Source organism: Bifidobacterium simiiventris (assembly GCF_019331715.1).
GTDB lineage: Bacteria > Actinomycetota > Actinomycetes > Actinomycetales > Bifidobacteriaceae > Bifidobacterium > Bifidobacterium simiiventris.
The window spans coordinates 13,260-37,291 of sequence record NZ_JAHBBG010000009.1; the positions used below are offsets into that span (position 1 = coordinate 13,260).

Consider the following 24,032-nt stretch of genomic DNA (forward strand, 5'->3'; position numbering starts at 1 on the left):
GTTTCTCCCACTGGGCACATGCTCAGTGGAAGAAACCGCCACTCGTCGTTTATGACCTCAACCGTGTCATTTCGACCGAGCGTCAGCGAGCGGAGAAATCTCTTGCGGCCAGCCGCTTTGAAAGATTTCTCGACTCGCTGCGCTCGCTCGAAATGACAAGAGGAACGTAATACCCGCTCGCTCGAAATGACAAGACCTATTCGCGGGGCAGCCTGCTTGCCGCGCCCTTGTCGATGAGCCAGAGGAGTTCCTGACCGTCGGCGAAGGAGCTGGGGGCCTGCGGGTTGCGCGGCTGGGCGAATGCCGCAGCTACGGCCGGGGCCTTGCGTTCCTCGGAGGTGAACACCCACGTGTGGCGCGACCGGGCGATCATCGGCACGGTGAGCGTCAGGCGCAGCGGCGGCGGTTTGGGGGAGTCGCGCACGCCGGCGACCAGCACATGCGGGTCATCGATGAGCACCTGCGGCAGTCCGGGGAACAGCGACGCGAAATGCGCGTCCGGCCCCATGCCGAACATCGCGATGTCCAGCGCCGGTTCGGACCCGAGTTCCGCGACCAGTTCGGCTTGATATTCGGCCGCAGCGGCAGCGAGCACGGCATCGGTTTCCTTGGGGGAGGCGGCCGCGATCTCATCGGCGGAACGCGTGTCGGCCGGCATCGGGTGGATGTTCGCCTCGGGCAGCAGTCCGGCGCCGGTCATTGCATCGAGGAACTCGCCGCGGGCCTGCTTGACGTTGCGGTCGTCGCTGTCGGCGGCGACGAACCGTTCGTCGCCCCACCAGAGGTGCACGCGCGACCAGTCGACCGCTTCGGTGAGCGGGCTGGCCAGCAGTTCGTGGAAGACGCGGTTGCCGTCGGTGCCGCCGGTCACGGCGATGTCGACGCGCGTGCGGCCCGGTTCGGCCAACAGATCGCCGATCGTCAGCAGCGTACGCGCGGCCACGGCCTGCGCGAGGATGGTCGGATCGCGATAGATGATGGTTTTACGATTGGTCATGTCATTCCTTGGGTAAGGAATCGGCCGTAGGCCGATACCGCGTCAGTCGGTGGGGTGGATGAGGTCCCAGCCTTCGGTGATGACCTCGGCGTAGACCTCATCGGGGTTGAGTCGGCGCAGCTCCTCGCTCAGGCATTCCTCGAGCGTGCGGGCGGGTACGCTGATCGTCTGCGGCGAAGCGCCCGGCATGCTGATCACGGCCACGCCGCCATCCGCATCCGGCCGCTCCAGGCTCAGCACACCGTCGGAACGGGTCAGATACACGCCGGTCACTGCGGTCGCGCCCGGCACATCCTCCACCGTCACCGGCACGTTGAGCCGCAGCCGCAGCCACGCGGCCAGCATGTCCATCGGCAGGAAGCCCTTCGGGCCGGTCACGCGCACGGTGCTGATCGGCAGGTGCGGCGGCTGGTCGAGCATCGTCGCCAGCATCGCGCGCCACACGGTCAGTCGCGTCCACGACAGGTCCACGTTCTTGGACGAACGGTTGCGGCGCAGGTCGGCGATCGTGCGGTACGGGTTCGACGAGCGCATCGCATCGGTGATGCGCGTGCGGGCCATCGCGCCGAGCAGATCCTTCGACGGGTTCGCCGGCGCCTCGGTCGGCCACCACGCCACCACGGGCGCGTCCGGCACGAGCAGCGGAATCACCAGCGTGTCCTGATGGTGCACGAGTCCGCCGCGCGGATGCAGCACGATGATCTCGCCCGCGCCGGCATCCGCGCCGAAACGCACCTGCGCGTCGAGGTTCGACTCCTCGTCCTGCGCGTCGGCATCGTTCTCGGCCACCGCGCCCTTCTGACCGCCCGCCGCGGCCGCCCCACGCTTCGGGCTGATCGCGATCACACGGCACGGATGCTCGCGGCTCGCCGCATTCGCCAATTCCAGCGCATGCTCCAGCTCATCCTCGTTGGTCGAAATGAGCAACGTGAGCACGCGACCGGTCGCGGACTCGCCGCGCTCCTCGTGCAGTTCGTCGATCTTGCGCGAGATCTCACGGGTCCGCGTGTTCGGCATATCGATAATCATGGCATCCTCCAATGGCGTCCATCGCGGGCGAGCATCTCATCGGCCTCTTCCGGTCCCCACGTACCTGCGCGGTACGGCTGCGGCTGGCCGAGCGTCGACCAGAAGTCCTCGATCGGATCGAGGATCTCCCAGCTCAGGTCGACCTCCTTGGTCGTCGGGAACAGCGGCGGATCGCCGAGCAACACGTCCAGAATCAACCGTTCGTACGCTTCCGGCGACGATTCGGTGAACGAACGGCCGTAACTGAAGTCCATCGACACGTCACGCACCTCCATCGACGTGCCGCCCGGCACCTTCGCGCCGAACCGCATCGTCACGCCCTCGTCGGGCTGCACACGGATCACGATCGCGTTCTTGCCGAGCTCGCGCGTCGCCGTCGACTCGAACGGCAGGTGCGGCGCGCGCTTGAACACGACCGCGATCTCGGTCACGCGCTTGCCCAGACGCTTGCCGGTACGCAGATAGAACGGCACGCCGGCCCAGCGGCGCGTATCGAGATCGAGCCGGATCGCCGCGTACGTTTCGGTCGTGGACGACGGGTCGATGCCCTTCTCCTCCAAGTAGCCGACGACCTCGTGCGAGCCCTGCCAGCCGGCCGCGTACTGTCCTCGGGCGGTGTGCGCGGCCAGATCGCGCGGCAGACGGACCGCGGAGAGGATCTTCGTCTTCTCGGCGATCAAATCGGACGCGGCGAACGAGACCGGCTCCTCCATCGCGGTGAGCGCAAGCAGCTGCAGCAGGTGGTTCTGGATGATGTCGCGGGCCGCGCCGATGCCGTCGTAGTAGCCGGCACGACCGGCGACGCCGATGTCCTCGGCCATCGTGATCTGCACATGGTCGACGTAGTTCGCGTTCCAGATCGGCTCGTACATCGCGTTCGCGAAGCGCAGCGCAAGGATGTTCTGCACGGTCTCCTTGCCGAGATAGTGGTCGATGCGGAACACGCTCGACGGGTCGAACACCTCGGAGACGACGCGGTCGAGCTCCTTCGCGCTTTCGAGATCATGGCCGAACGGCTTCTCGATGATCACGCGACGCCACGCGCCCTCGGAAGAGCGCGACAGGCCGCAGTCGGCCAGCTGACGCGCCACAATCGGGAACGCGCGCGGCGGCACCGACATGTAGAACGCATGGTTGCCGCGCGTGCCGCGGTCGCGGTCGAGTTCGGCAACCGTGTTCGACAGCCGCTCGAACGCCTTCGGATCGTCGAACGTGCCCTGCACGAAGCGGATGCCGGCCGCCAGCTGCGTCCACGTGGACTCCTTGAACGGGGTACGGCAGTGCGCGATCACGTTCTCGCGCACGAAATCCTTGAAATGGTCCTCGGTCCAGTCGCGGCGGGCGAAGCCGGTCAGGCCGAAGCTCGGCGGCAGGAGGCCTCGGTTGGCGAGGTCGTAGATGGCGGGCAGCAGCTTCTTGCGTGACAGGTCGCCGGTCACGCCGAAGATCACGATGCTGCACGGGCCTGCGATGCGCGGCAGACGTAGGTCGCGCGGGTCGCGCAGTGGGTTGACCCACTCGGTTGGTGTTGAATCGCTCATACGAGTCATCCTAGTGGTCTCGCCGGCGGCGCGCCCGGGAGTTTCGAGCTGGGCGAAGCGGGACGATGGGGGCGGGACGATATCGGTCGCGTCGGCGATCGTCGCGACTCGCCCGCCGGCTATCGGCGCGAGAGCCGTTCGAGCATGCGGCCGTTGAGATGGATCTGCGAGCACAGGATCGCGGAGAAGATCAGCACGAAGCCCATGCCGGCCGCCGCCTCGACGCGCTCGCCGTAGAACAGCACCGAGAACAGCAGACTGAACACCGTCTCCAGACACATGATGAGTGACGCCTGGGAGGGCGGTGTCACCTTGAGTCCGACGTTCTGCATGATCTGTGCGGTCATCGTCGCGCCGAAGAACAGGTAGACGAGACACAGCAGAATGCTCGGCCGCAGCCAGGTCGCGGACGGTGCCGGCTCGGTCACGATCGCGCCGATCAGAAACAGCGTGCCGGCCGTCATGAACTGCGCGAACGTGAGCGCCACCGGGTGGATCACCCGTCCGAACTTGCCCAGCCACACCAGATTGAACGAGAACACGATCGCGCACAGCAGTGTGAGCAGGTCGCCCAGTCCGATCGACATGCCGCCCAATCCGGAGCTGAGCGACACGCAGCCCACGCCGGTCAGGCACAGCACGGCGGCCACGATGTTGCGGATTGTGGGCCGCTGCTTCATGAGCAGCCACGACGTGAACGGCACGATCACGCAGTACGCGGCGGTCAGGAACGCGCTGCGGCCCGGTTCGATCATGGTCAGACCGACCGTCTGACTGCACATCGTGCCCCAATACGTCACGCCGACCAGCAGGCCGGGCACGATGATGTGACGGTTGAGATACGGCGTGATCTGTTTGCGGAACAGGATGAACATGATGAGCGAGGCGGCCAACAGGCGGATGGCCATGAGCCACTGCGGCGGGACGACGGTCATCGCGACCTTCGCGGTCGGGTAGCTGCCGCCCCAGAGCATCGCGCATGCGAGCAGCATGAGCTTGCCGATGGTGGGGGAGAGCTGGAACTTGCGCGTCATTGCCGGATGCTCCTTTTGCGTGGCCGATGGTTGCGGGTATCGATGCCGGTTGACAGACATCGATAAACCCGCCAACAGCTTAGTGTGGCGCACGGTCAATCGGCGGATGCGCGGTGATGTGCGTGTCGGCTGCCGCTGCCTGTGCATACGCGCGTTTGCATGGGGTGAAATTCGGCTCGAAAGATGGGGTTTTCGGGTTACATGCGATGTGATGGGAGCATTGAGGGGGCATTGGATGATGCGGATGTGGCCGTTGCGCATACGCGCGTTTGCATGAGAGGGGATTCGGATGCGCGCACAGGGAGGACGACACGCCGCGAACATATAGTAAAATCATTGTACGAAGCGATGCGGTGTACCGTGTTGCATACGTTATCATGCGCAACCCAGTGCGCTTGCGAGGAAGGAGGCGGCCCCGATGCCGGTGTCCAAAAGCATCAATCAGGACGATCTGCGCAACCACAACCTGTCCGTGGTGCTGTCCACGATGGCCCGGTCCCGCACGCCGCTCAGCCGCGCCGAACTTGCGAAACAGACCGGTCTGACGAAAGCCACGCTCTCGCTGCTGAGCGACATCCTGCTCAAGAACGGGGTGATCCGCCAGCTTGAGCCGGCCGCCGGTGTGTCATATGGCCGGCCGAGCACGCCGCTCGCGTTCCGTCCGGGCCGTTGGGCCGGCATCGGCATGCAGATCAACACTGACGGCTACGGCTACACCGTGCTCGACCTCGACGGCTCCGTCGTGGCCAGCGACTGGCACGACCGCGCAATGGACGACGTGAATCCCGACGAGATCTTTGCCAAACTGGACGAGATGATGCGGCCGGTCGAGGAACAGCTTGCCAACGACGGCTATGTGGTGGCCGGCGCCCAGCTGGCGCTGCCCGGACTCGTGTCCACCGGCAACCGTCTGCTCATTGCGCGCAACTTCGGTTGGCGCGACATCGACCTGAACCGGTATGCGGTGATCGAACGGCTCGGTGCGGTGGCCGACAACGAGGCCGCGCTCGCCGCGATCGCGCAGATCCCCGGATACGCGACGCAGCGCCCGGCGGAGGATTGGCCGGTCGCGTCGTCCGACTCGTTCGTGTATGTCTCCACGGATGTCGGCATCGGTGGTGCATACGTTCGCGAAGGGCAGGTCGTGCGCGGCGACCACGGGTTCGCCGGCGAGATCGGCCACATGTGCGTCGACGTGCACGGCACACGATGCCGGTGCGGACGTCACGGATGCCTGGAAATGTACGCAGGACGGCGCGCGGTGATGATCGCGTCCGGCCTGGCCGATGCGGATCACGCGGCCGGCACCGACCTACCGCGGCAGTTGGTCGCCGCGTGGCATGGCGGCAACACGACCGCCGTGCTCGCCGTTGAGGACGCGATGGCGGCGATGGCTGCGGCGATCGCGTCGACCGTGAACATCGTCGACATGAGCAATGTGATCGTCGGCGGATTGTGGAGCGAGTTCGGTGACAACCTGCGCGCCGACCTCGAACGACGCGTGCAGTCGCAGATCCTCGCCCGCGACGTGGTGCGCGTCAAGCTCATGTTCCCGCCACTGACCGGGCATCCGGCCATGTATGGCGCGGCCGTGATGGGTCTGCACAACCTCGTGCACAACCCGATGCGCTTCCTCACCGTCGAGTGAATACGAAAGCGGCCGACCAAAGTATGGTCGGCCGCTTGCCATGCCGCAAAACCGTTGCCCGTCTATGTCACTGCGCGTCGTCGGCCGCGGACACGTCGAGCTTCTTGGCCTGCTCGATCAGATCGTCGAGATCGGAGGCGCGCAGTGCGCCGGCCTGCTTGAACACGACCTGACCGTTCTTCGCGATGAGCAGCGTCGGTACCGCCTGGATACCGGCCGCCGCGGCCAGATCCTGGTTCGCGTCGATATCCACCTTGCCGAACACGATATCCGGGTTCTCGTTGCTGGCCTGTTCGAAGATCGGGCCGAACGCGCGGCACGGTCCGCACCACGTCGCCCAGAAATCAACGAACACCAGCTCGTTGTCGTTCAGCGTCTTCTCGAAATCCTGCGTGTTGAGCGCGACGGTCGCCATGCTCGATCCTTCCCTTATCCAAACTCCTGCTCGCAGCCGTCATGCCGGACCAGCACGCTGCCCGCGAACGTTTCCATAACAGACAATAGTTGAACCCCAGCATCTCAGCAGAGCGGAACAACTTCCACTGTGAGCCGAATCCGGCAGGAACCCCGGCACTCGAACGGTGCGGGCCCTGCGAAACCAGGCCGACGCGCCCGAACATGCGCGTTCCGTTACGCGGCCGGGGTGATAATGAGGGTATGCCAGTCTTGAATGATGAAGTGCCCGACGAGGGCGATTTCGACGCGGGACGCCGCCGCGGCGAGTTCGACAACATCACGCCTGAGGATTTCATCCGCGGCACGGGCCACGGCAACCCACCCGGATGGCTTGGCCGTGCGGACATTGAGCGGGCGCGGCGGCAGATACCGATCACGTACGTGGAGATCGTGCCGGTGCGCACCGACGAACTCGGCCGTGTCGCGCAGGTCGGCTCGCTACTGCGCGTGGCCGACGACGGGTCGATCGAGCGCACGCTGATCACCGGCCGTGTGCTGTTCCATGAGACGTTGCGCGAGGCGATCGCCCGCAACGTGGCCAAGGATCTGGGCGACATCGCGCTGCCGGTGCTGCCGCAAAGCCTGCAGCCGTTCTGTGTGGCCGAGTTCTTCCCCACGCCCGGCATGAGCGAGTATTACGATCCGCGTCAGCACGCGATCGCGCTGTGCTACGTGGTGCCGATCGCCGGCGACTGTAAGCCTCAGGACGAGACACTCGACGTGGAATGGGTCGATCCGTCGAGCGATGTGATGGACACGTTCATCGAACAGATGGTCAACGGTCATGGCGACATCGTGCGCCGCGCACTGGCTTGGCTGGGCGACTGAACTGCTGAGCGCCGTACTGGATGCACGGCACGCGCAGGATGATACGGGATTACTGATACGGGATTACTGAATCAAGGCGATATGTCATGACGATTGAACTGAAGAACAACGTGTACCGTGCGGGGAACGGCTCAGCGGCACCGCTGGTGCTCGTCCACGCGTTCCCGGTCGACCACCGCATGTGGGACGACTGCGCGGCCGAGATCATCCGGCAGGCCGACGCGGCCGGCATGCCAGCGTTCGCAGTATGGGCGCCGGATATGCCCGGTGCCGGCGAAGGGCCGATTCCGAGTGACGCCGAGTCGGGCGGCCGTGCCGCGGACGGCGCGTACGATCATGCGCTTGACCTGCTGGCCGATGCGTACGTCGGCCTGCTGCACAAGGCCGGTTACCGGCGTGCGGTGTGGGCTGGACTGTCGATGGGCGGCTATGTGATCCTCGACATCCAGCGTCGGCACCCGGGCGCGGTGGCCGGATTCGCGATGTGCGACACGAAGGGTGACGCGGACACGCCGGCGCAACGGGCGAACCGCGTGCGCGTGGCCGATACGTGCGAGCGTTCGCAGTCGGTCGAGCCGGTCATGCACTTTGCCGATGCGGACGAAACCGATTCGAGCTTCAAGCGGTCCGAGGCCGGCAAGGCGCTGTTTGCACGGTGGATCCGCGAGCAGCGTCCGGAGGGCATCGCATGGCGGCAGCGCATGGCCGCAGGTCGGCCCGACCTCAACGACCAGCTGCCGCTTGTCAATGCGCCTGCCGCCGTGGTCTGCGGCGATAAGGACCCGTTCGCCGACGAGACGCGCATGCGTTCGATTGCTGACGCGATGACCGGCACGGAGACGGCCTACACGCTGGTGGACGACTGCGGCCATTTCAGCGCGGTCGAGCACCCGGACACCGTGGCCGCCGCGCTCGTATCGCTGATGCGACGGGCCTTGTGAACGACCGTCGGTGATTGCGAAAGGAAGTCTGATTTCATGTTTTCACCATTGGCGCTGACCCAGGCGCTTCCATTCCTGCCGCTCGCACAGGGCGACATCGACTATCAGACCGAACGTCGTGGCGAGGACGGCCTGATCGACTCGCTGCTGAACGAACCGAGCACCAAGGTCATCCTCACGCGCGGCGGCCGTATTGCCGTTCCCAAAGGACAGGGCGGCATCGTCGACTATGAGAACGTGCGCATGCGACTTGCAACACTGCCCGGCGCATACGTTCGCAGCGAACTGGCATCCCACCCGGCCGCCGTCGCCATGTTCCTCGGCAGCTACGGCGGCGAACGCAACGAGCACGTCATCGTCATCGACATCACCCGCGTCGAACCGGCCACGCCGGCCGGTCAATCACCGGCTGCGGTCCCCGACTCTGCCGGAACCGGCGCGGACGATGCGTTCGATGAACACGACGACGAATCGACGTCCCGTCCGTCCGCCAAACCGAGTCTGCTCGAACAGGCCGTCACCCGCTTTGACTGGGTCGATCTGCGCGGATTCGCGCCGCACGCCACCGCTCGCGAGGCAGGCCAGGCCACGAGTGCGATCTCGCTGAGCATCTGGCACACGCGCCAGCGGTTCTGCCCGACCTGCGGTGCGCCGGTCGAAACGGCGATGGGCGGCTGGGCGCAGCGTTGCACGAACGACGCCGACGGTCGCCGACTATTGTTCCCGCGCGTCGAACCGGCCGTGATCACCGCGATCGTGGATGGCGACGATCGGCTGCTGCTCCAGCACAACGTCGCATGGAAGGACTCGCGGCTGTACTCGGTGTCGGCGGGATTCGTCGAGGCAGGCGAGAACCTCGAGCACGCGGTGCGCCGCGAAGCCAAGGAGGAGGTCGGGTTGACGCTCGGCGCGGTCAAGTATCTCGGTTCGCAGCCGTGGCCGTTCCCCGCCTCGCTCATGATGGCGTTCAAGGCGCAGGCCGTCACCGTCGACGTACACGTGGACGGCGAGGAGACGATGACCGCGCGGTGGGTCACGCGTGACGAATACACGAACGAACTCGTGACGGGCCGCATGGTCGCGCCGGGCAAGGCCACGATCGCTCGGTACATGATCGAGGAGTGGTACGGGCGCGAGTTGTGAAGACTCGAGACGAAGCGTGGGAACCGTTGCGCGGCACGACCATCGGGGCTAGTAGTCTTATGCCCCAGTATTGTTCCATGGAACGGTAAAGGAAGAACATGACCAAGAAGCGCATTGTGGTAATGTACGGCGGCAAGGCCGACGAGCATTCGATCTCTTGCATCTCGACCGCCGGTGTGCTGAAGGCGCTCGACACCGACAAGTTCGAGCCGATTCCGGTCGGCATCACCAAGGCCGGCCAGTGGATCGTGGACGGCGAGGACCCGCGCGGCTGGGATCTGAATGGTTCCGCGCTGCCGACCGTCGAGAAGACCGCCTCCTCGCGCGACGTCGTGCTCGACGTGGCGCTCGGGCAGGACGGCTTCTTCGCGCGCAACGCGGACGGCACGCTGGAATCGCTCGGCCACATCGACGCCGTGTTCCCGGTGCTGCACGGTCCGTTCGGCGAGGACGGCACGATCCAGGGCCTGTTCGAGATGATGAACGTTCCGTACGTCGGCTGCGGCGTGCTCGCGTCCGCCACGTGCATGGACAAGCATTACACGAAGGTGCTGCTGGCGGCCGCCGGCATCCCGGTCGCGCCCGGCATCACGCTCGACGCGCGCGGCTTCGACCAGGCGACCAAGTTCGCGGCGAACGGCGAGGCCATCCTCGCGCAGGTCGAGGCGGCGGGCCTTCAGTACCCGCTGTTCGTCAAGCCGTCGCGCGCCGGCTCCAGCTTCGGCGTGACCAAGGTCGAGCACGAGGGCGACGCGGCCGAACTCGCCGCCGCCGTGTTCGAGGCCAGCCACCACGACTGGCGCATCCTGGTCGAACAGGGCATCGACGCGCGCGAGATCGAATGCGCGGTGCTGTGCCCGAAGGCCGGCGAGGAGCCGAAGGCCAGCTGGCCGGGCGAGATCGTGCTCGACAAGCGCGCTGGCGGCGACGACCAGTTCTACGATTTCGACAGCAAATACATGGACGCCAGCGCCTCGCACGTCGAGGTGCCGGCCAACCTGCCCGACGAACTGCTCGAGCGCGTGCGCGAGATCGCGGTGCGCGGTTTCAAGGCAGTCGACGGCGCGGGCCTGAGCCGTGTGGACACGTTCGTGACCCCGGACGGCGACGTGATGATCAACGAGATCAACACCATGCCCGGTTTCACGCCGATCTCCATGTACCCGAAGGCGTGGGAGGCCACCGGCGTGAGCTACACCGACCTCATCACCACCCTCATCGAAGGCGTACTGCGCTGATTCGCGGCGCTTGACGGCGAGGCCCCGTGTTCCGGTCAGAACACGGGGCCTCGCCGTAAACGGATCATGCGCCGACGGCGGCACGCTGCTCAAGGGCGTCGACGTCCGTGAGCGCGCGGGCGGCCGCATCGCGTGCGGTCGACAGCAGCAGGTCCGGCTTGGCGAACACCAGCACCTGCCCTTCGATGCCATAGGGCGAGAATCCCGTGAACTTGACGATCGGCACGGTTCCTTCCGTCGCCACGTCGACGGTGCCGCGCTTGACCGCCTCGACGATCCGCCGCTCGACATCCTTGACATCGCTGCCCGCCTTCGCCGTGAACGGCACCGTCACCAATCCTTCGTTCACCGGCGTCAGCTTCTCCAACGACGCCGTGTTGAGCACCGAATTCGGAATCACCATCTCGTTGCCGTTGCGCTCGCGCACCACGGTCTGCCGCCATGTGATGTCCTTGACCACGCCGGTCGTGCCGGCCACCGTCACTAGATCGCCCGGCTGGATCACCCGTCCGAGCATCAGTCCGAATCCCGAGATCACATTCGCCACCGTGTCCTTCAAACCCAGTGACACCGCGATGCCGCCGACGCCGAGCGCCGTCATCAGCGTGGTCGGATCAATGCCGAACACCGGCTTCAATACGATCGTTGCGGCCACCACCCAGATCAGCACACGCACGATATTGATGAAAATCGACGCGCTCGGCATGTTCGTATGGTTCAGCACCTTGCGCAGCACCTTGCTGACCACCTTCACCACCACCCACGCCGCGGCGAGCACCACCACGAAGAAGATGATCTTGCCGGCGTTCGCCGCCAGCCACTTCATCATCAAGCTCATCATGTCCAGCCCCGCATCAGCCGTGTCGCTCATCGCACGCTCCCGTCCTGTCGGTTTCCATCGCATGTCCGCCTTCATCCTAGCCGGCCCATGCGGCGGAATCTGTGACTACCATGAAAGCATGGGCAATATTCTCGATAATGCTCGCACAAATTTCCGGGGATTCGGCGAGCTGCCGTTCAACGAGGTCGATTCGCTGGTGCTGTCCGAACTTGCGTACATCCATATGCCGGATTCGGTGCCGCGATTCGGCGCGGCGAAAACCGTGGCGAGCGTGCCGTTGGGTACCGCGTTGCGTGCCGAGGATTACCCGACCATGTTCACGACCGGATCGGATTCGGTCAACGAATACCGGCTCGGCCTGTTGCGTGCGGTATGCGAATCGCCGCGATACCGCGGCATCCGCGTGGGAGAGTATGCCGAACAGCTGGACGCCGGAGATCAGACGCAGTTCGCCGCGATGACGTTCGACCTGACCGACTGTGACGGTGTGGGCGGGGCGCTGCTGTACGTGGCATTCCGCGGCACGGACGGCACGTTGATCGGATGGAAAGAGGATTTCAACATGGCCGTGCGATGCCCGGTGCCGGCGCAACGGTCGGCCGCCGAGTACCTGCGGTCGATTGCGGACCGGTCCGCAGGGGTGCCGGGGGCCGTGCCGGCGCGGCTGATGGTCGGCGGCCATTCCAAAGGCGGCAACATGGCCATCTACGCGGCCATGCGCATGGTTGATGATGCTGCGAATGACAACGATACGTTTGCGCCGAAACGGAACGTGGCATTTCCTGATCATGCTTGTCATGGAGTCGATGATGGTGCCCGAGACGGCGATGACGTCCGTAAGAGCCGTAGTGATGCCGATGGAAGGATTGTCATGCCGCGCATCGCGCGCATCTTCAGCCACGACGGTCCGGGATTCGACGCGGCCATCACCGCGTCGCCCGCCTATCGTGCCGTATTCGACCGCATCAGCAAAACCGTGCCGGAAGCATCGGTCATCGGTATGCTGCTCGATGACGGCGGTCTTGGACGTACCATCGTCAAGGCCGACGCGATCGGCATCCTGCAGCACATGGGCGGTAGCTGGCAGGTCGAAGACGGCCGGTTCGTCACCGCGTCCGAGCTGACCTCCGGCGCGCAGTTCGCGGACCGCACGATCAGTACGTGGCTGGCCGGCGTCGACCAGCGGCAGCGCGAGGTCACCATCGATCAGGTGTACGACGTCGTCGCCGCTGCCGGATACACGAACTTCGCCGATCTGGCAGCGAACTGGACCGACGCTCTGCCGAAGATCCTCATAGCCGCGACAAGCACCGACCGCAAGACCCGCGAGCTCATCACCTCGGTGCTCAAAGGGCTGCCATCCAGCGCCATGCGATCGCTGGTGCAGCATGACGCCCAGCGCTGACTGGACCTTCGGTCTTACGGGCGGAAACATATGCGCGCGGCACAGTTGTTCCTTCCCGGGCATGTTCCTCCCGGGCATACGGCCGGTTCCGCCTCCTCGAATGGCCGTATGCCCGGGAGATACGTGCGGGGTAATGCTGGTTGGGTGTGTTCTCGGACTGTGTTCCCGGGCTTACGGCCGGTTCCACCCCTTTCGGCGGCCGTATGCCCGGGGAGGAGTGTGCGCACTGTGGGTGTATGCCCGGGAGGGGTGCGCAGGATGCCCGCTGATTCTGTGTTTGTTCCCGGGCATACTGCCGGTTTTGGCGCTTTGAATGGCCGTATGCCCGGGAGGGGTGCGCGGGATGATGGCGGTTGAGGGTTCATTCCCGGGCTTACGGCCGGCTGAGGGTGCGGAACCGGCCGTAAGCCCGGCTGAGGGTGCGGAACCGGCCGTAAGCCCGGGAGGGAATGACGGCTCGCCGGGCGTCAGGCGTCGGAACCGGCGGATGCGGACGGCAGGTTGTTGCGGAAGATACGGTGCCAGTAGCTGAGCAGGTCCGCGCGCGACAGCGACAGGCACATGCTCATCGCGAGCACGGCCACGTCCTCGTTGAGCAGGTCGCCGAGTTCCACGGTGTCGCGTAGATCGGGCCAGCGGCTGAGCACGGCGAGCATGCCGCCGACCGTGAAGTCGAGCATGAGATCGGTTTTCAGGTCGATGTGCTCGGGCAGTTGCAGGCTGTGGATGATGGTGAGCCGGCCGAAGTCGCGCAGCGAATCGACCAGTTCGGGCGAGCTGTGCGGGCCGGCGATGAGCGCGAGCCGGTCGAGGCGCTCGCGGTGTTCGGGCGACTGCATGAGGTTGGTCATGTTCTCGCGCCATGTCGCGTCCGGGTCGGAGTCGGGCGTGGGCAGGGCCGGCTTGGCTTCCTGCACGACGTGCATGATGGCCGAATCGGCGAGCTCGGGCAGGCTGCTGTAGTGGTAGTAGAACGAATTGCGGTTGACACCGGCCTCGTGGACGATGTCGGTGACGGTGATTTTGTGGTATTCGCGGTCTGCCAGGAGGTCCCAGAACGCGTTCTCCATGCGTTCCTTGGCGGGCAGGATTTCGGAATCGCGACGTGGGCGAGGCATGGCGGCTCCTTGGATGAGATGCGGCGCGGGCTGAGCTTGCCCGGCATGGTGATTATTGGCCGAAGTGTCTAGACAGTCTGTCTAGACAAGGTGTCTGACCAGATATGATACACCGTTATTGGACAACGTGTCTATAGTGATCGGCAGTGAGACCTATCTGTCATTTTGACCGAGCGGCAGCGAGCGGAGAAATCTTTCGAACGGACATCCATAAGATTTCTCGACTCGGCTTCGCCTCGCTCGAAATGACAAGGCGTGCGTTGCTTGGCTCAGACAGGGTGTGCTTCGCATCGCTCGAAATGACGCAATGACGTGTCGTGCCTCGATCGATACAGGCAGAGGTACCTAGTGGTTTCTCGGGTTTAACTGACGCATTGCTATTCTTGGCTCCCTCGGCTGAGGGAGCTGTCAGCTGTAGGCTGACTGAGGGAGCGTCAGATCCATCACATTAAATCCGACAAAATACTAGCGCCGTGACACCTTGGTGTTGCGCGCCAGCGCGGCCTGCAACAGGATCATCATCGCCTGTGTGATGTTGCGCCGATCCTCCGGGCTCAGGCCCACATACGCGCCGAGCATATCCGGGATCGCCTTCGCGCCGGCCGCCATCATCCCGCCGATGTTGTTCGCGCCGCTCGCCTCGAGCACCGCGAACAGCGCGTCCACCGCATGCTCGCGCTGCTCTTGGCTCAGCCCCGCCATCCAACGGTTCAGCGACTCGTTGAATAGTTTCGAGCTGTGCGCCAGATCCTCCACCTGCACGAACTCGCCGCCGCACATCTGCCATGAGAACGCGAAGTGCTGCATCACGCCCTCCACGTCCGACTTGACCACCGTGCACTTCTCCGGCGTCTCCAGGATCATGCCGATGATCGACGAATCCGGCACGATCTTGACGATCCGGTCCTTCACCGTGCCGTATTCGTATCCGTGCACCACATCCGCCGGGAATCCCGGCCCGTCCAGCGAATAGATGCGCACGACCCGCTCGCGCACGTCGTCCGGCGCGTTCATCGCCGCGTACACGGCCAGGTTGCCGCCCTTCGAGTGTCCGGTCAGGATGATCGGCCCGTCCCACAGTCCGGCGACCTGCCGCAGGTACTGCGCGGCCGACACCTGCGCCGGCACCGGATACTGGAAGGACATGTTGAAGTCCTCCTTCCAGCCGACCAGCGAGTCGTCGGTGCCGCGATACGAGACGACCAGCGTGCCGTCCGGCAGCCGGTACGTCAGCGCGGCGAACTGCGTCTGCCGGTCCGCGCTGAACTCCGCGGCGTATGCGCCCATGACGATGCCGGAAAACCGCGGATTGGCGGCGCATGTGCGATAGAAATCGTGCGTGAGCTGCGGGCTGACCAGTGCGATCGCGTTGACGTCGTGGTCGCTGACGACCTGGCCCTGATGCAGTTCGCGGTCGGCCTGTTCGATGGTCATGCCGTCGAACGGCGGATGGTTCAGGTGGTGCAGCGACGTGATCGGATGGCGGAAGGAGAACGATTGCAGGCGGTCGCGGAACGTGCCGTAGCGGTGCAACTCGTCGGCCAGGTGCGGCACGTCGTCCGGCACGTCGTCGTAGACAAGGATCGCCAGCGCGAGCGCGTCAGCCGCGCAGAACGGGCGCGTCGCGAAACCACGCGTCTCGGTGCGCGCGTAATCGGTGATGTTGCCCATCGCGCACCTCCTTCGCCACGGGCCGGTTCCGCTGTGTCTGCTGTGCGGGCCTCCTAGGAAAATCATAGTGAATGACGGTCTCGCTGCAGGCGAACCCGCGCGAAAATCGGCGGATTGATCCGACGAACCGCGTGAAATTGGAGTGTTGCGGCGCGGATGTGCCATGCCGGTGGTAGAAACGGAACCATACGCGGGAACGGCGCGGCATCGGGCTGTGGCCGTTGCCGGCGCATGGCTGGTATGACGGCACGTCGTTCCGCGAACGTTTGCGAGGCAGCACGAGGAGGTTGCATATGATCAACGAAGAATACAAGGCGATGCTCGGCGGCAAGTCCGTGATCCGAACCCTAAGCGAATACGCGACCGCCCGTGGCGCGGAAATCGGCTATGACAACGTATTCGACTACAGTCTCGGCAATCCGAGCGTGCCGTGCCCGCCTGACTTCACCAAGACGGTCATCGACATGTACAAGACCGCTGAACCGGTCAAACTGCACGGCTACAGCCCGTCGCTCGGCCTGCCATCGTTCCGCGCGGCCGTCGCCGACAACCTCAACCGCCGATTCGGCACCGACTACACCGCCGACTACATCTTCCCGACCACGGGCGCTGCCGGCGCGCTCGCGCACGCCCTGCGCGCGGTGACCAAGCCCGGCGACGAGGTGATCACGTTCGCGCCGTACTTCCCCGAATATCAGCCGTACGTGAACGGCACCGGCGCGCACCTGACCGTCGTGCCGGCCGACACCGAGAACTTCCAGATCAACTTCGACGCGTTCGAGGCGGCGCTTGGCCCCCAGACTGCGGCCGTGCTCATCAACACACCGAACAACCCGTCCGGCGCGGTGTACTCGGCCGCCACGCTCCAGCGCCTCGCCGACCTGCTGCGCGAACGCCAGGCCGAATACGGCCACGACATCTTCCTCATCAGCGACGAGCCGTACCGTGAGATCGTGTTCGACGGCGGCGAGCAGCCGTATCCGGCGAAGTTCTACGACAACACGCTCACCTGCTACTCGTGGTCGAAGTCGATCTCGCTGCCGGGCGAGCGCATCGGCTACGTGGCCGTCAACCCTCGCGCCACCGACGCCGAGCTCATCGTGCCGATGTGCGGCCAGATCTCGCGCGGCACTGGCCACAACTGCCCGAGCTCGACCATGCAGCTCGCGGTGGAGAAGGTGCTCGACGAGACCTCGGACCTGAGCGTGTACGAGACGAACATGAACCTGCTGTACGACGCGCTCACCTCGATCGGATTCGACGTGGTGCGCCCCGGCGGCACGTTCTACATCTTCCCGAAGGCGCTCGAGGAGGACGCGACCGCGTTCTGCATGAAGGCCAAGGAGTACGACCTGATTCTCGTGCCGTCGGAGAGCTTCGGCGTGCCCGGCTACTTCCGTATGGCGTACTGCATCGACACGGAGAAGGTGAAGCGTTCGATCCTGGCGCTCGAACGGTTCGCACGCGAGGTGTACGGCAAGGCCTGACGGCTTCGGGGTGCCGGGCATCGAGTGTGGCGTGCCACATGATGCCGCGGAATTCCGGGCGACACGCCGGGATTTGCGTCTGGCATCGGGTTCGTGTAGATTATCCATCTGTTGCCTCACGGCGACAGATTGCGGACATAGCTTAGTTGGTAAAGCGCAACCTTGCCAAGGTTGAGACCGCGGGTTCGAGTCCCGTTGTCCGCTCTAGTTTTTCGTGGTGTCGAAGCGATTCGGCGCTACGGGAGCGAAGACCCGGGCGGTTGGCGCAGAGGTAGCGCACTTCCCTGACACGGAAGGGGTCACAAGTTCGAATCTTGTATCGCCCACGATTGATCGGCAGGAGACTGTTGACCGATTGGATCGGACGCGAGTCTGGTCGTGCGACTGGGTGATTGGCGCAGCGGCTAGCGCACTTCCTTCACACGGAAGGGGTCGTAGGTTCGATTCCTACATCACCCACGATCTCGTGGTTTGCCGCGGGTGAATTTTGGGGCTATGGCGCAGCTGGTAGCGCATCTCCATGGCATGGAGAGGGTCAGGGGTTCGAATCCCCTTAGCTCCACAGACAAAGGGCTTGCCTTCGGGCAGGCCCTTCTTGCGTTTTGCGGACATCTTCTGCGGATCCTGGCGGCAACCCGACACTTGAGGTGCCGGCAGCGTCCGTTTACTGCCAGAACGGGCAGACCCTAACGGGAAACGGACGCTGGGAGCCGCGGTGGCGTCCACTTTCCTCTAGAACGGGAAGGATCCTAGTGGGAAACGGACGCGCACCATGCCGGCAGCGTCCGTTTACCGCGAGAACGGGGAGGGGTCCGGCGGAAAGCGGACGCTTGCTGATCGGCGCGCATCCGTCATCCTACTTTCGCGGCGCGTAGATCACCGTGTCGATCAGCTCGCGGTAATGCTTGACGATCTGCGCGCGTCGCGTCTTCAGGCTCGCCGTCAGCATGCCGTTGTCCTGTGTGAACTCGTCGGGCAGGATCTCGAACTTGCGGATCGACTCGGCGCGCGACACGCTGTCGTTCGCCTGATTCACCGCGCGCTCCACCTCGGCGTGCACGATCGGGTTGCGGGCCAGCGCGGCCAGATCAGGCTCGGTCTTCGCGCCCTGCGACTCCAGCCACGCGTTCGCGTCGGCCAGGTCGAGCGTCACCAGCGCCGCGACGAACGGCTTGCGGTCGCCGATCACCAGACATTGGTTCACCACCGGCGAGGTCATCACCGCAGCCTCCAGCAGTCCGGGGGAGACGTTTTTGCCGCCGGCGGTGATGATCAGATCCTTCTTGCGTCCGGTGATCGAGATGAACCCGTCCTCGGAGATATCGCCCAGATCGCCGGTGTGCAGCCAGCCGTCGACGATCTGCTCGGCGGTGACCTCGGGATGGTTGTGATAGCCGCGGCACACCAGGTGCCCGCGCACGCACAGCTCGCCGTCATCCGCGATGCCGGCCGTGACGCCGCTCATCGGCATGCCGATCGTGCCGATGCGGTTGTTCTCCGGCAGGCTCACGCACACCGGGCCGCAGGTCTCGGTCATGCCGTACCCCTCGAGCAGCGGCATACCGATGCCGTTGAAGAAGTGCGACAGGTCGGCGTCCATCGGCGCGCCGCCGGTGATCGCGAAATCGGCGTTCGGCCCGAAGATCGTGCGGATCTTGCGGTACACCACGCGCTCGTAAAACGCGTGCGCCAGCCGCCTGTTCCACGCCAGCTTCTCGCCGGCCTGCTCGGCCTTCGACCATTCGCGCGCCACGTCGGCCGCTCGCAGGAACATCTTGCCCGCAAGCCCGCTGCCCGCACGCTGGGAGGCCGCGTTGTACACCTTCTCGAACACGCGCGGCACCGCCAGCAGCAGCGTCGGCCCGAACGATTCGAAATCCTTGACGATCGTCTTCATGTTCGAGCTCAGACCCAGCGTCAGCGTGCCGCAGAAGCTCAGCAGTTCCATGAACCGCGCGAACACATGGCTCAGCGGCAGGAACAGCAGCAGACGGCGATCCGGCCATGCACAGGCGCGCGGCATGTATTGCATGGCCGACAGACACAGGAATGCGAGGTTGCGGTGCGTCAGCTCCACGCCCTTCGGGGTGCCGGTCGAACCGGACGTGTACACGATCGTGGCCAGGTCATCGCCGTGAGCGGAGCGCTTACGATCCCAGAACTCGCCGTCGGACACGGTCTTGCCGTATTCGCGCAGCGTGTCGAGCGCACCGGCCTCGATCATGAACACGTTGCGCAGCGTCGGCACCTGCGCGTGCACCGACTCGACCTTGTCGCGCTGGCCATCGTCCTCGGCGAACGCGATGGTGACCTCGGAATCGTTGAAGATCCAGCTGACCTGCTCCGCGGAGTTCGTCTCGTATACGGGCACGGTGAGCGCGCCCACCGCCATGATCGCCATGTCGAGCGCGGTCCACTCCCAGCGGGTGTGCGAGACGATGGACACGGCGTCGCCTTGCTGCACGCCGAGCGCGATCAGGCCCTTGCCGAGCTCGATCACCAGGTCGCGGAACTGTGCGGCCGAGAACGATTTCCAGATGTCCTTGCCGGATTCATCCTTGGCCTTGTATTCGACGGTGGAACCGTCCGGATCGCGTTGGGCGCGCCGGTCGAGGAAATCGAACAGATTGATATCGTCGTCGATGGGTTCCTTGAGCGGGTTGGTGAACTCTTTGACGATGGTGGTGGAATTGACTGTCATGGCTCAAGCATGGCACCGATGCAGTACATCGTGACGGCCATTGGAAACATGCGGAATGTGACCGTCCTCGCCCGGCGACACGCCGATGACGGCGGCCTGTCATGCGGGAAGATGCCGTCGGGTGTGTCGGTTCGCCGTTGCCGGACGGTCGGCAGATACCGGATCTACACTGGTAGCCATGACTGATGAGTTTGACATACTGGTCGGAGGCTTTGGCGCGTTGCAGGGGTCTCATAGCCCGGGCATCGAACAGTACTCGTTGCAGGTCGACGGCGCGGCAGACAATCGCGGCGCGGCAGCCGGCAGGCTCGACGCCAAGAACCGGGGTCTGCTGTCCGATGTGCCGTCCCCGTCGTGGCTGGAGCGTGATGGGGACATGGTGTATGCGGTGCTGGAAAACAGCAACGAATTGGCGGCGCTGCGCATCGAAGCGGACAATGCAACGATCGCTGAACCTGTGCCCGGCGGCACGTCCACGGATCCGGCAGTCCGGCAGGTGCGTCTCTCGCTGGTGTCGCGGATGCCGGTTCCCGGCGACGGCCCGACCCACGTCGCCATAGCCGTCGATGACCGGGATCAACGGCATGCGGTCACCGCCGACTATGTCAGCGGCACGGTCAGCGTGTTTCCGGTGGGCGACGATGGCTCGCTCGAGGCGGCAACACAGCACCTGCACGGCGAAGGCCGCGGGCCGCTGCCGGCGCAGGACGGGCCGCATGCGCATTGGATCCTGCCATTGCCGGACGGGCGCGTGCTCACCACTGACCTGGGTGCGGACCGCGTATACGTGCACCGCTGGCACAACGGCGAGCTGGTGCGCGTCGGTGCAGTGATGCTTGCGCCCGGAACCGGCCCGCGCGACATGCACATCCTGCCGAGTCGTGACGGTTTGCTGCGGGTCGCCGTCGTGGACGAATGGGGTGATACGGTCACGCTGCTGGGGTGCGATGCGAACGATGGCGATCTGCAAGTGCTGCACACCGTCGACCTCGGCGGCGACGATCTCGATCAGGCCGCATCGCTGGCGTATGTGCCGGACGCCGCGCTCGCCGAGGCGTCATCCAGCGATGCTGAAACACATGCTGGCGCTGAATCTGACGGTCAGGCCGCGATCGCATCGGCATATCCGGGATTCGCGTACGTGGGTCTGCGCGGCTCCGAACGCATCGTCACCTTGCGCTGGGACGGCGAACGGTTGCAACGTCTTGCCTCGCCCGATACGCCCGGCTGGACCGGTCGCGGCATCCCCAGCGGCGGCAGCCGTCCGCGGCATCTGCGCACGATCGGCCGATATCTGGTTGCCGCCAACGAAATCACCGACAACCTGACCGTCTTCCGCATCGCCGCGAACGGCGAGCCGGTCCTGCTCGGCAACGTTTCGGTCGGCTCGCCGACGACGATCTTGCCGCTGTGATCGGGCGAGCCGCTGCCTGAACAGGTGAGGAAAGGATGCATCGTGACTGAACCATCAACGGAGTCGTCAACGGAACCGTCTACGCGACAGCCGTCCGAAATCCAGACCAAATTCCACGGCAAGGCGCAAGCCTACGACCGTGCGCGGCCGGGATACCCGGACGCGGCCATGCAACACATCGCCTCGCTGCTGCCGGACGGTGCGCGGATCGCGGACATCGGTGCGGGAACCGGCAAGTTCACGGTGCCACTGGCCCGGCTCGGATACGAGATTGCGGCGGTCGAACCGGACGCCGACATGCGCGGCGTGCTGGCCGACGCCGTCCGGCCGTATCCGAACGTGACGGTGGCCGACGGCACGGCCGAGCGCACCGGACTGCGCGATCGCAGCGTGGACGCGATCACCTGCGCACAGGCGCTGCACTGGTTCGACCATGATGCGTTCCTTGCTGAATGCGCGCGCGTCAGCCGAGGCGAATCGTTCCTGCTGATATCGATCTACAACAGCACGTCGTTCGATTCGGCGATGATGCGCGGCGTGGACCGTGACGTGCCGGGGGTGTCTTCCGGCGGCGGCAACACGACTGGTCCTGCCGACTCCGCCAACGCGTCGCAAGCGGTCGGCGCAACCGCCGTCTCGGACGGCGACGCCGCCGACATCGGCGTCAGTGCGCGGCACTTTCGCGAAACGGCCGCCGCATTTTTCACGCATCCGACGATCCGCCGGTTCCCCAACCCGATCCGCTACACGCACGCATCGTGGCGCGCCTACATGGATTCGCACTCGCACAGCCCGCTGCCGACCGACCCGGCGTATCCCGCGCACCGCGCGTGGGTCGACGCGATCTTCGACGCGCGGTCGGTCGACGGCATCCTCACCGACGACAACGTCACCATGATCGCCAGCGAACGTATCCACGTGCGATGACCGAGCCGACACCGACCCGGCCGACAACCGCAGAATTCCGCCGATGCAACCGCTGGTTGCGCATCGGTTGCGGTCGGGATCGGCGTGTGCAACCGCAAGATGGTGGCGGGCGGCGGCGTGGTCTGCCATAGTGGGGTCATCGGCCGAACACGACATGACGACACCGTGGAAAGAAGGGGGATCACCATGACATTCCGCACCAATCTGCAGGCGTTGCGCGCGCGGCGCAACATGACACAGGAACAGCTCGCCATGCTGCTCGGCGTCTCGCGGCAGGCGATCTCGAAATGGGAATCCGAGAAGGCGTACCCGGAAATGGACAAGCTGCTGGCGATCTGCGACCTGTTCGGCTGCACGCTGGATGATCTCGTGCTCGGCGACGTGACTCGGGCGGATGATACGGGTGATGCGGGTGATGCGGCGGACATGGTCGATGCGGCCGATTGGTCGGCGTCGCTGCCGACGGCCGAAGGTGATCGTTCCGACTCCGACGGGCATGGCGGGAATCGGCCGGTCGGGTGCGACGGCATCGACGCCGCATCAGTGCGAACGCAGGACCCGGCCATCCCTCAGGACCCGACCGGCTACGATGCGCATCGCCGCCGGTTCGCATTGCTGATCGCGTCCGGCGTCACAACGGTCGTCGCGTCGGTTGGCGTTGCGAACCTGTTCGATCCTGTGAACTCGATCATCGGATCGTCGCCGTTCAACGATCTGCTGATGTTCGTGTGCATCGGCATGGGGATGGTCGTCGGGCTGGCGCTGCTTATTCCGGGCGGTATGTCTCATGTCGTCTTCGCGCGCCGGCATCCGTACGTCGAGGATCCGTATACCGAGGACGATCGCGATCGGGAGATACGACTGCTCGCGACCGGTATCGTAGGCGGCATGGTGGCGATACTGGTCGGCATCGTGGTGGTCGTGTATGCGGATGATGTGCTGGGTATTGCCTCTGGCTGGCCGAACGCGGTCATGCTGCTGCTCAGCGCGCTTGCCGTGTTCGGCTTTGTCTACTGCGGCATGCGGTATGGTCTGCTGAACATCGACGCCTACAACCGTGCGGCCGAGAACGATCGAGGTGAGGAGCGGCGAACCGGACAACAGGCGTTCTCCAATAGACTCACCGTGGCGGTGTGCGGTGTCATCATGCTGGTCGCCACGATCATCGCCCTATGTCTGTTGCTACTCATGCCCGGTGCCGATGCCGGTGTGTGGTCGGCGTTCACGCTGTTCTGGCTGCCGTGGCCGGTCGGCGGCACACTGTGCGGCATCGCGGCGCTCGTCATCTGGCTGTGCAAGGATCGTCTTGACGGCTGATGGGCGGGGTCTTTTGGGACGGTTCGCCGATTGAGAGGCAGATTTGGCGGTTTGCGTGCGTCGGTTCGCCGATCGAGAGGCTGTGGCTTGGCGGCGTCGGCCTCGAAAAACAAGGATAGGGGTGGCATGCGGTTGATCAGGTCGCGGCCGCCCGGGCGCACGATATCGCTGGATGCGTCGTGTCACCGTGCATGGATGAAGTGAATCGTATAACACGCCGCGTGGAACCGTATATGCTCGATCTATAATGATAACGCAAACATAGTTGCAATCATTGGGATTTGACGAGGAGTGTC

At 64.9% G+C, this 24,032-nt stretch carries 19 protein-coding genes, 4 tRNA genes and 1 pseudogene; 14 read left to right on the forward strand and 10 right to left on the reverse strand.

The window, feature by feature from the left end:
- Window positions 1-196: 196 nt before the first annotated feature.
- The 5 genes and pseudogenes from pgl to KIH76_RS08455 form a co-directional block, all read right to left on the reverse strand.
- The gene (pgl, locus tag KIH76_RS08440) at window positions 197-997 is read right to left on the reverse strand and encodes a 6-phosphogluconolactonase (protein ID WP_219070324.1); all 801 of its coding nucleotides are present in this window, start codon (window positions 995-997) and stop codon (window positions 197-199) included.
- A 42-nt stretch (window positions 998-1,039) separates the two neighbouring features.
- The gene (locus KIH76_RS08445; protein WP_420829269.1) at window positions 1,040-1,843 is read right to left on the reverse strand and encodes a glucose-6-phosphate dehydrogenase assembly protein OpcA; all 804 of its coding nucleotides are present in this window, start codon (window positions 1,841-1,843) and stop codon (window positions 1,040-1,042) included.
- Window positions 1,825-2,026: pseudogene (locus tag KIH76_RS11790) on the reverse strand (glucose-6-phosphate dehydrogenase assembly protein OpcA); the annotation flags it as partial. The gene KIH76_RS08445 and the pseudogene KIH76_RS11790, both read right to left, overlap by 19 nt.
- Entirely contained in the window at window positions 2,023-3,576 is a 1,554-nt protein-coding gene (zwf, locus tag KIH76_RS08450) for a glucose-6-phosphate dehydrogenase (protein ID WP_219070325.1), read from the reverse strand. The pseudogene KIH76_RS11790 and the gene zwf, both read right to left, overlap by 4 nt.
- Window positions 3,577-3,686: 110 nt before the next feature.
- Window positions 3,687-4,601: a DMT family transporter gene (locus KIH76_RS08455; protein WP_236036937.1), complete on the reverse strand. Its 915-nt coding sequence runs from the start codon at window positions 4,599-4,601 to the stop codon at window positions 3,687-3,689.
- Between the two features lie 418 nt (window positions 4,602-5,019).
- Here KIH76_RS08455 and KIH76_RS08460 point away from each other — a divergent pair, with 418 nt between their 5' ends.
- The gene (locus KIH76_RS08460) at window positions 5,020-6,249 is read left to right on the forward strand and encodes an ROK family protein (RefSeq protein WP_214372369.1); all 1,230 of its coding nucleotides are present in this window, start codon (window positions 5,020-5,022) and stop codon (window positions 6,247-6,249) included.
- A gap of 67 nt (window positions 6,250-6,316) precedes the next feature.
- On the opposite strand, the gene trxA is transcribed toward KIH76_RS08460, so the two are convergent.
- Window positions 6,317-6,664 (reverse strand): thioredoxin, encoded by a 348-nt coding sequence (trxA, locus tag KIH76_RS08465; RefSeq protein WP_214372368.1) that lies wholly within the window; start codon window positions 6,662-6,664, stop codon window positions 6,317-6,319.
- Between the two features lie 242 nt (window positions 6,665-6,906).
- Between trxA and KIH76_RS08470 the strand changes: the two genes are divergently transcribed.
- The 4 genes from KIH76_RS08470 to KIH76_RS08485 all read left to right on the forward strand — a co-directional run bounded on the left by KIH76_RS08470 (window position 6,907) and on the right by KIH76_RS08485 (window position 10,855).
- Window positions 6,907-7,533, forward strand: a complete 627-nt coding sequence (locus KIH76_RS08470; protein ID WP_219070326.1) for an NUDIX hydrolase family protein — start codon at window positions 6,907-6,909, stop codon at window positions 7,531-7,533.
- An 86-nt stretch (window positions 7,534-7,619) separates the two neighbouring features.
- Entirely contained in the window at window positions 7,620-8,474 is an 855-nt protein-coding gene (locus KIH76_RS08475) for an alpha/beta fold hydrolase (protein WP_219070327.1), read from the forward strand.
- A gap of 36 nt (window positions 8,475-8,510) precedes the next feature.
- The gene (gene nudC, locus KIH76_RS08480) at window positions 8,511-9,617 is read left to right on the forward strand and encodes an NAD(+) diphosphatase (RefSeq protein ID WP_219070328.1); all 1,107 of its coding nucleotides are present in this window, start codon (window positions 8,511-8,513) and stop codon (window positions 9,615-9,617) included.
- 98 nt (window positions 9,618-9,715) lie between these two features.
- Window positions 9,716-10,855 carry a D-alanine--D-alanine ligase family protein gene (locus tag KIH76_RS08485; protein ID WP_214372363.1) on the forward strand — a complete coding sequence of 380 codons (1,140 nt, stop codon included), beginning with the start codon at window positions 9,716-9,718 and terminating at the stop codon, window positions 10,853-10,855.
- 64 nt (window positions 10,856-10,919) lie between these two features.
- On the opposite strand, the gene KIH76_RS08490 is transcribed toward KIH76_RS08485, so the two are convergent.
- Window positions 10,920-11,693: a mechanosensitive ion channel family protein gene (locus tag KIH76_RS08490; protein WP_214372739.1), complete on the reverse strand. Its 774-nt coding sequence runs from the start codon at window positions 11,691-11,693 to the stop codon at window positions 10,920-10,922.
- Between the two features lie 121 nt (window positions 11,694-11,814).
- Between KIH76_RS08490 and KIH76_RS08495 the strand changes: the two genes are divergently transcribed.
- Entirely contained in the window at window positions 11,815-13,101 is a 1,287-nt protein-coding gene (locus KIH76_RS08495; protein WP_219070329.1) for an Mbeg1-like protein, read from the forward strand.
- Between the two features lie 467 nt (window positions 13,102-13,568).
- Here KIH76_RS08495 and KIH76_RS08500 read toward each other — a convergent pair whose 3' ends face one another.
- Both KIH76_RS08500 and KIH76_RS08505 read right to left on the reverse strand, forming a co-directional pair.
- A complete protein-coding gene (locus KIH76_RS08500) occupies window positions 13,569-14,219 on the reverse strand; it encodes a TetR/AcrR family transcriptional regulator (RefSeq protein ID WP_214372361.1) in 651 nt (216 codons plus the stop codon).
- 465 nt (window positions 14,220-14,684) lie between these two features.
- Window positions 14,685-15,890 carry a DUF2974 domain-containing protein gene (locus tag KIH76_RS08505; RefSeq protein ID WP_214372360.1) on the reverse strand — a complete coding sequence of 402 codons (1,206 nt, stop codon included), beginning with the start codon at window positions 15,888-15,890 and terminating at the stop codon, window positions 14,685-14,687.
- A gap of 293 nt (window positions 15,891-16,183) precedes the next feature.
- Here KIH76_RS08505 and KIH76_RS08510 point away from each other — a divergent pair, with 293 nt between their 5' ends.
- The 5 genes from KIH76_RS08510 (at window position 16,184) to KIH76_RS08530 (ending at window position 17,939) form a co-directional block, all read left to right on the forward strand.
- Window positions 16,184-17,377, forward strand: coding sequence for a pyridoxal phosphate-dependent aminotransferase (locus tag KIH76_RS08510; protein WP_214372358.1), 1,194 nt, complete (start codon window positions 16,184-16,186; stop codon window positions 17,375-17,377).
- Between the two features lie 131 nt (window positions 17,378-17,508).
- A tRNA-Gly gene (locus KIH76_RS08515) sits at window positions 17,509-17,581 on the forward strand.
- A 50-nt stretch (window positions 17,582-17,631) separates the two neighbouring features.
- Window positions 17,632-17,703: transfer RNA gene (locus tag KIH76_RS08520), tRNA-Val, on the forward strand.
- Window positions 17,704-17,763: 60 nt separating this feature from the next.
- Window positions 17,764-17,836, forward strand: a tRNA-Val gene (locus KIH76_RS08525).
- Window positions 17,837-17,866: 30 nt separating this feature from the next.
- A tRNA-Ala gene (locus KIH76_RS08530) sits at window positions 17,867-17,939 on the forward strand.
- 294 nt (window positions 17,940-18,233) lie between these two features.
- On the opposite strand, the gene KIH76_RS08535 is transcribed toward KIH76_RS08530, so the two are convergent.
- Window positions 18,234-20,078, reverse strand: a complete 1,845-nt coding sequence (locus KIH76_RS08535) for an AMP-dependent synthetase/ligase (RefSeq protein WP_214372356.1) — start codon at window positions 20,076-20,078, stop codon at window positions 18,234-18,236.
- A 178-nt stretch (window positions 20,079-20,256) separates the two neighbouring features.
- Between KIH76_RS08535 and KIH76_RS08540 the strand changes: the two genes are divergently transcribed.
- The 3 genes from KIH76_RS08540 to KIH76_RS08550 all read left to right on the forward strand — a co-directional run bounded on the left by KIH76_RS08540 (window position 20,257) and on the right by KIH76_RS08550 (window position 23,736).
- Window positions 20,257-21,492 (forward strand): lactonase family protein, encoded by a 1,236-nt coding sequence (locus tag KIH76_RS08540; protein WP_219070330.1) that lies wholly within the window; start codon window positions 20,257-20,259, stop codon window positions 21,490-21,492.
- A gap of 42 nt (window positions 21,493-21,534) precedes the next feature.
- Window positions 21,535-22,419, forward strand: a complete 885-nt coding sequence (locus KIH76_RS08545; protein ID WP_219070331.1) for a class I SAM-dependent methyltransferase — start codon at window positions 21,535-21,537, stop codon at window positions 22,417-22,419.
- A gap of 186 nt (window positions 22,420-22,605) precedes the next feature.
- Window positions 22,606-23,736 carry a helix-turn-helix transcriptional regulator gene (locus tag KIH76_RS08550; protein ID WP_214372351.1) on the forward strand — a complete coding sequence of 377 codons (1,131 nt, stop codon included), beginning with the start codon at window positions 22,606-22,608 and terminating at the stop codon, window positions 23,734-23,736.
- The last annotated feature ends 296 nt before the right edge of the window (window positions 23,737-24,032 follow it).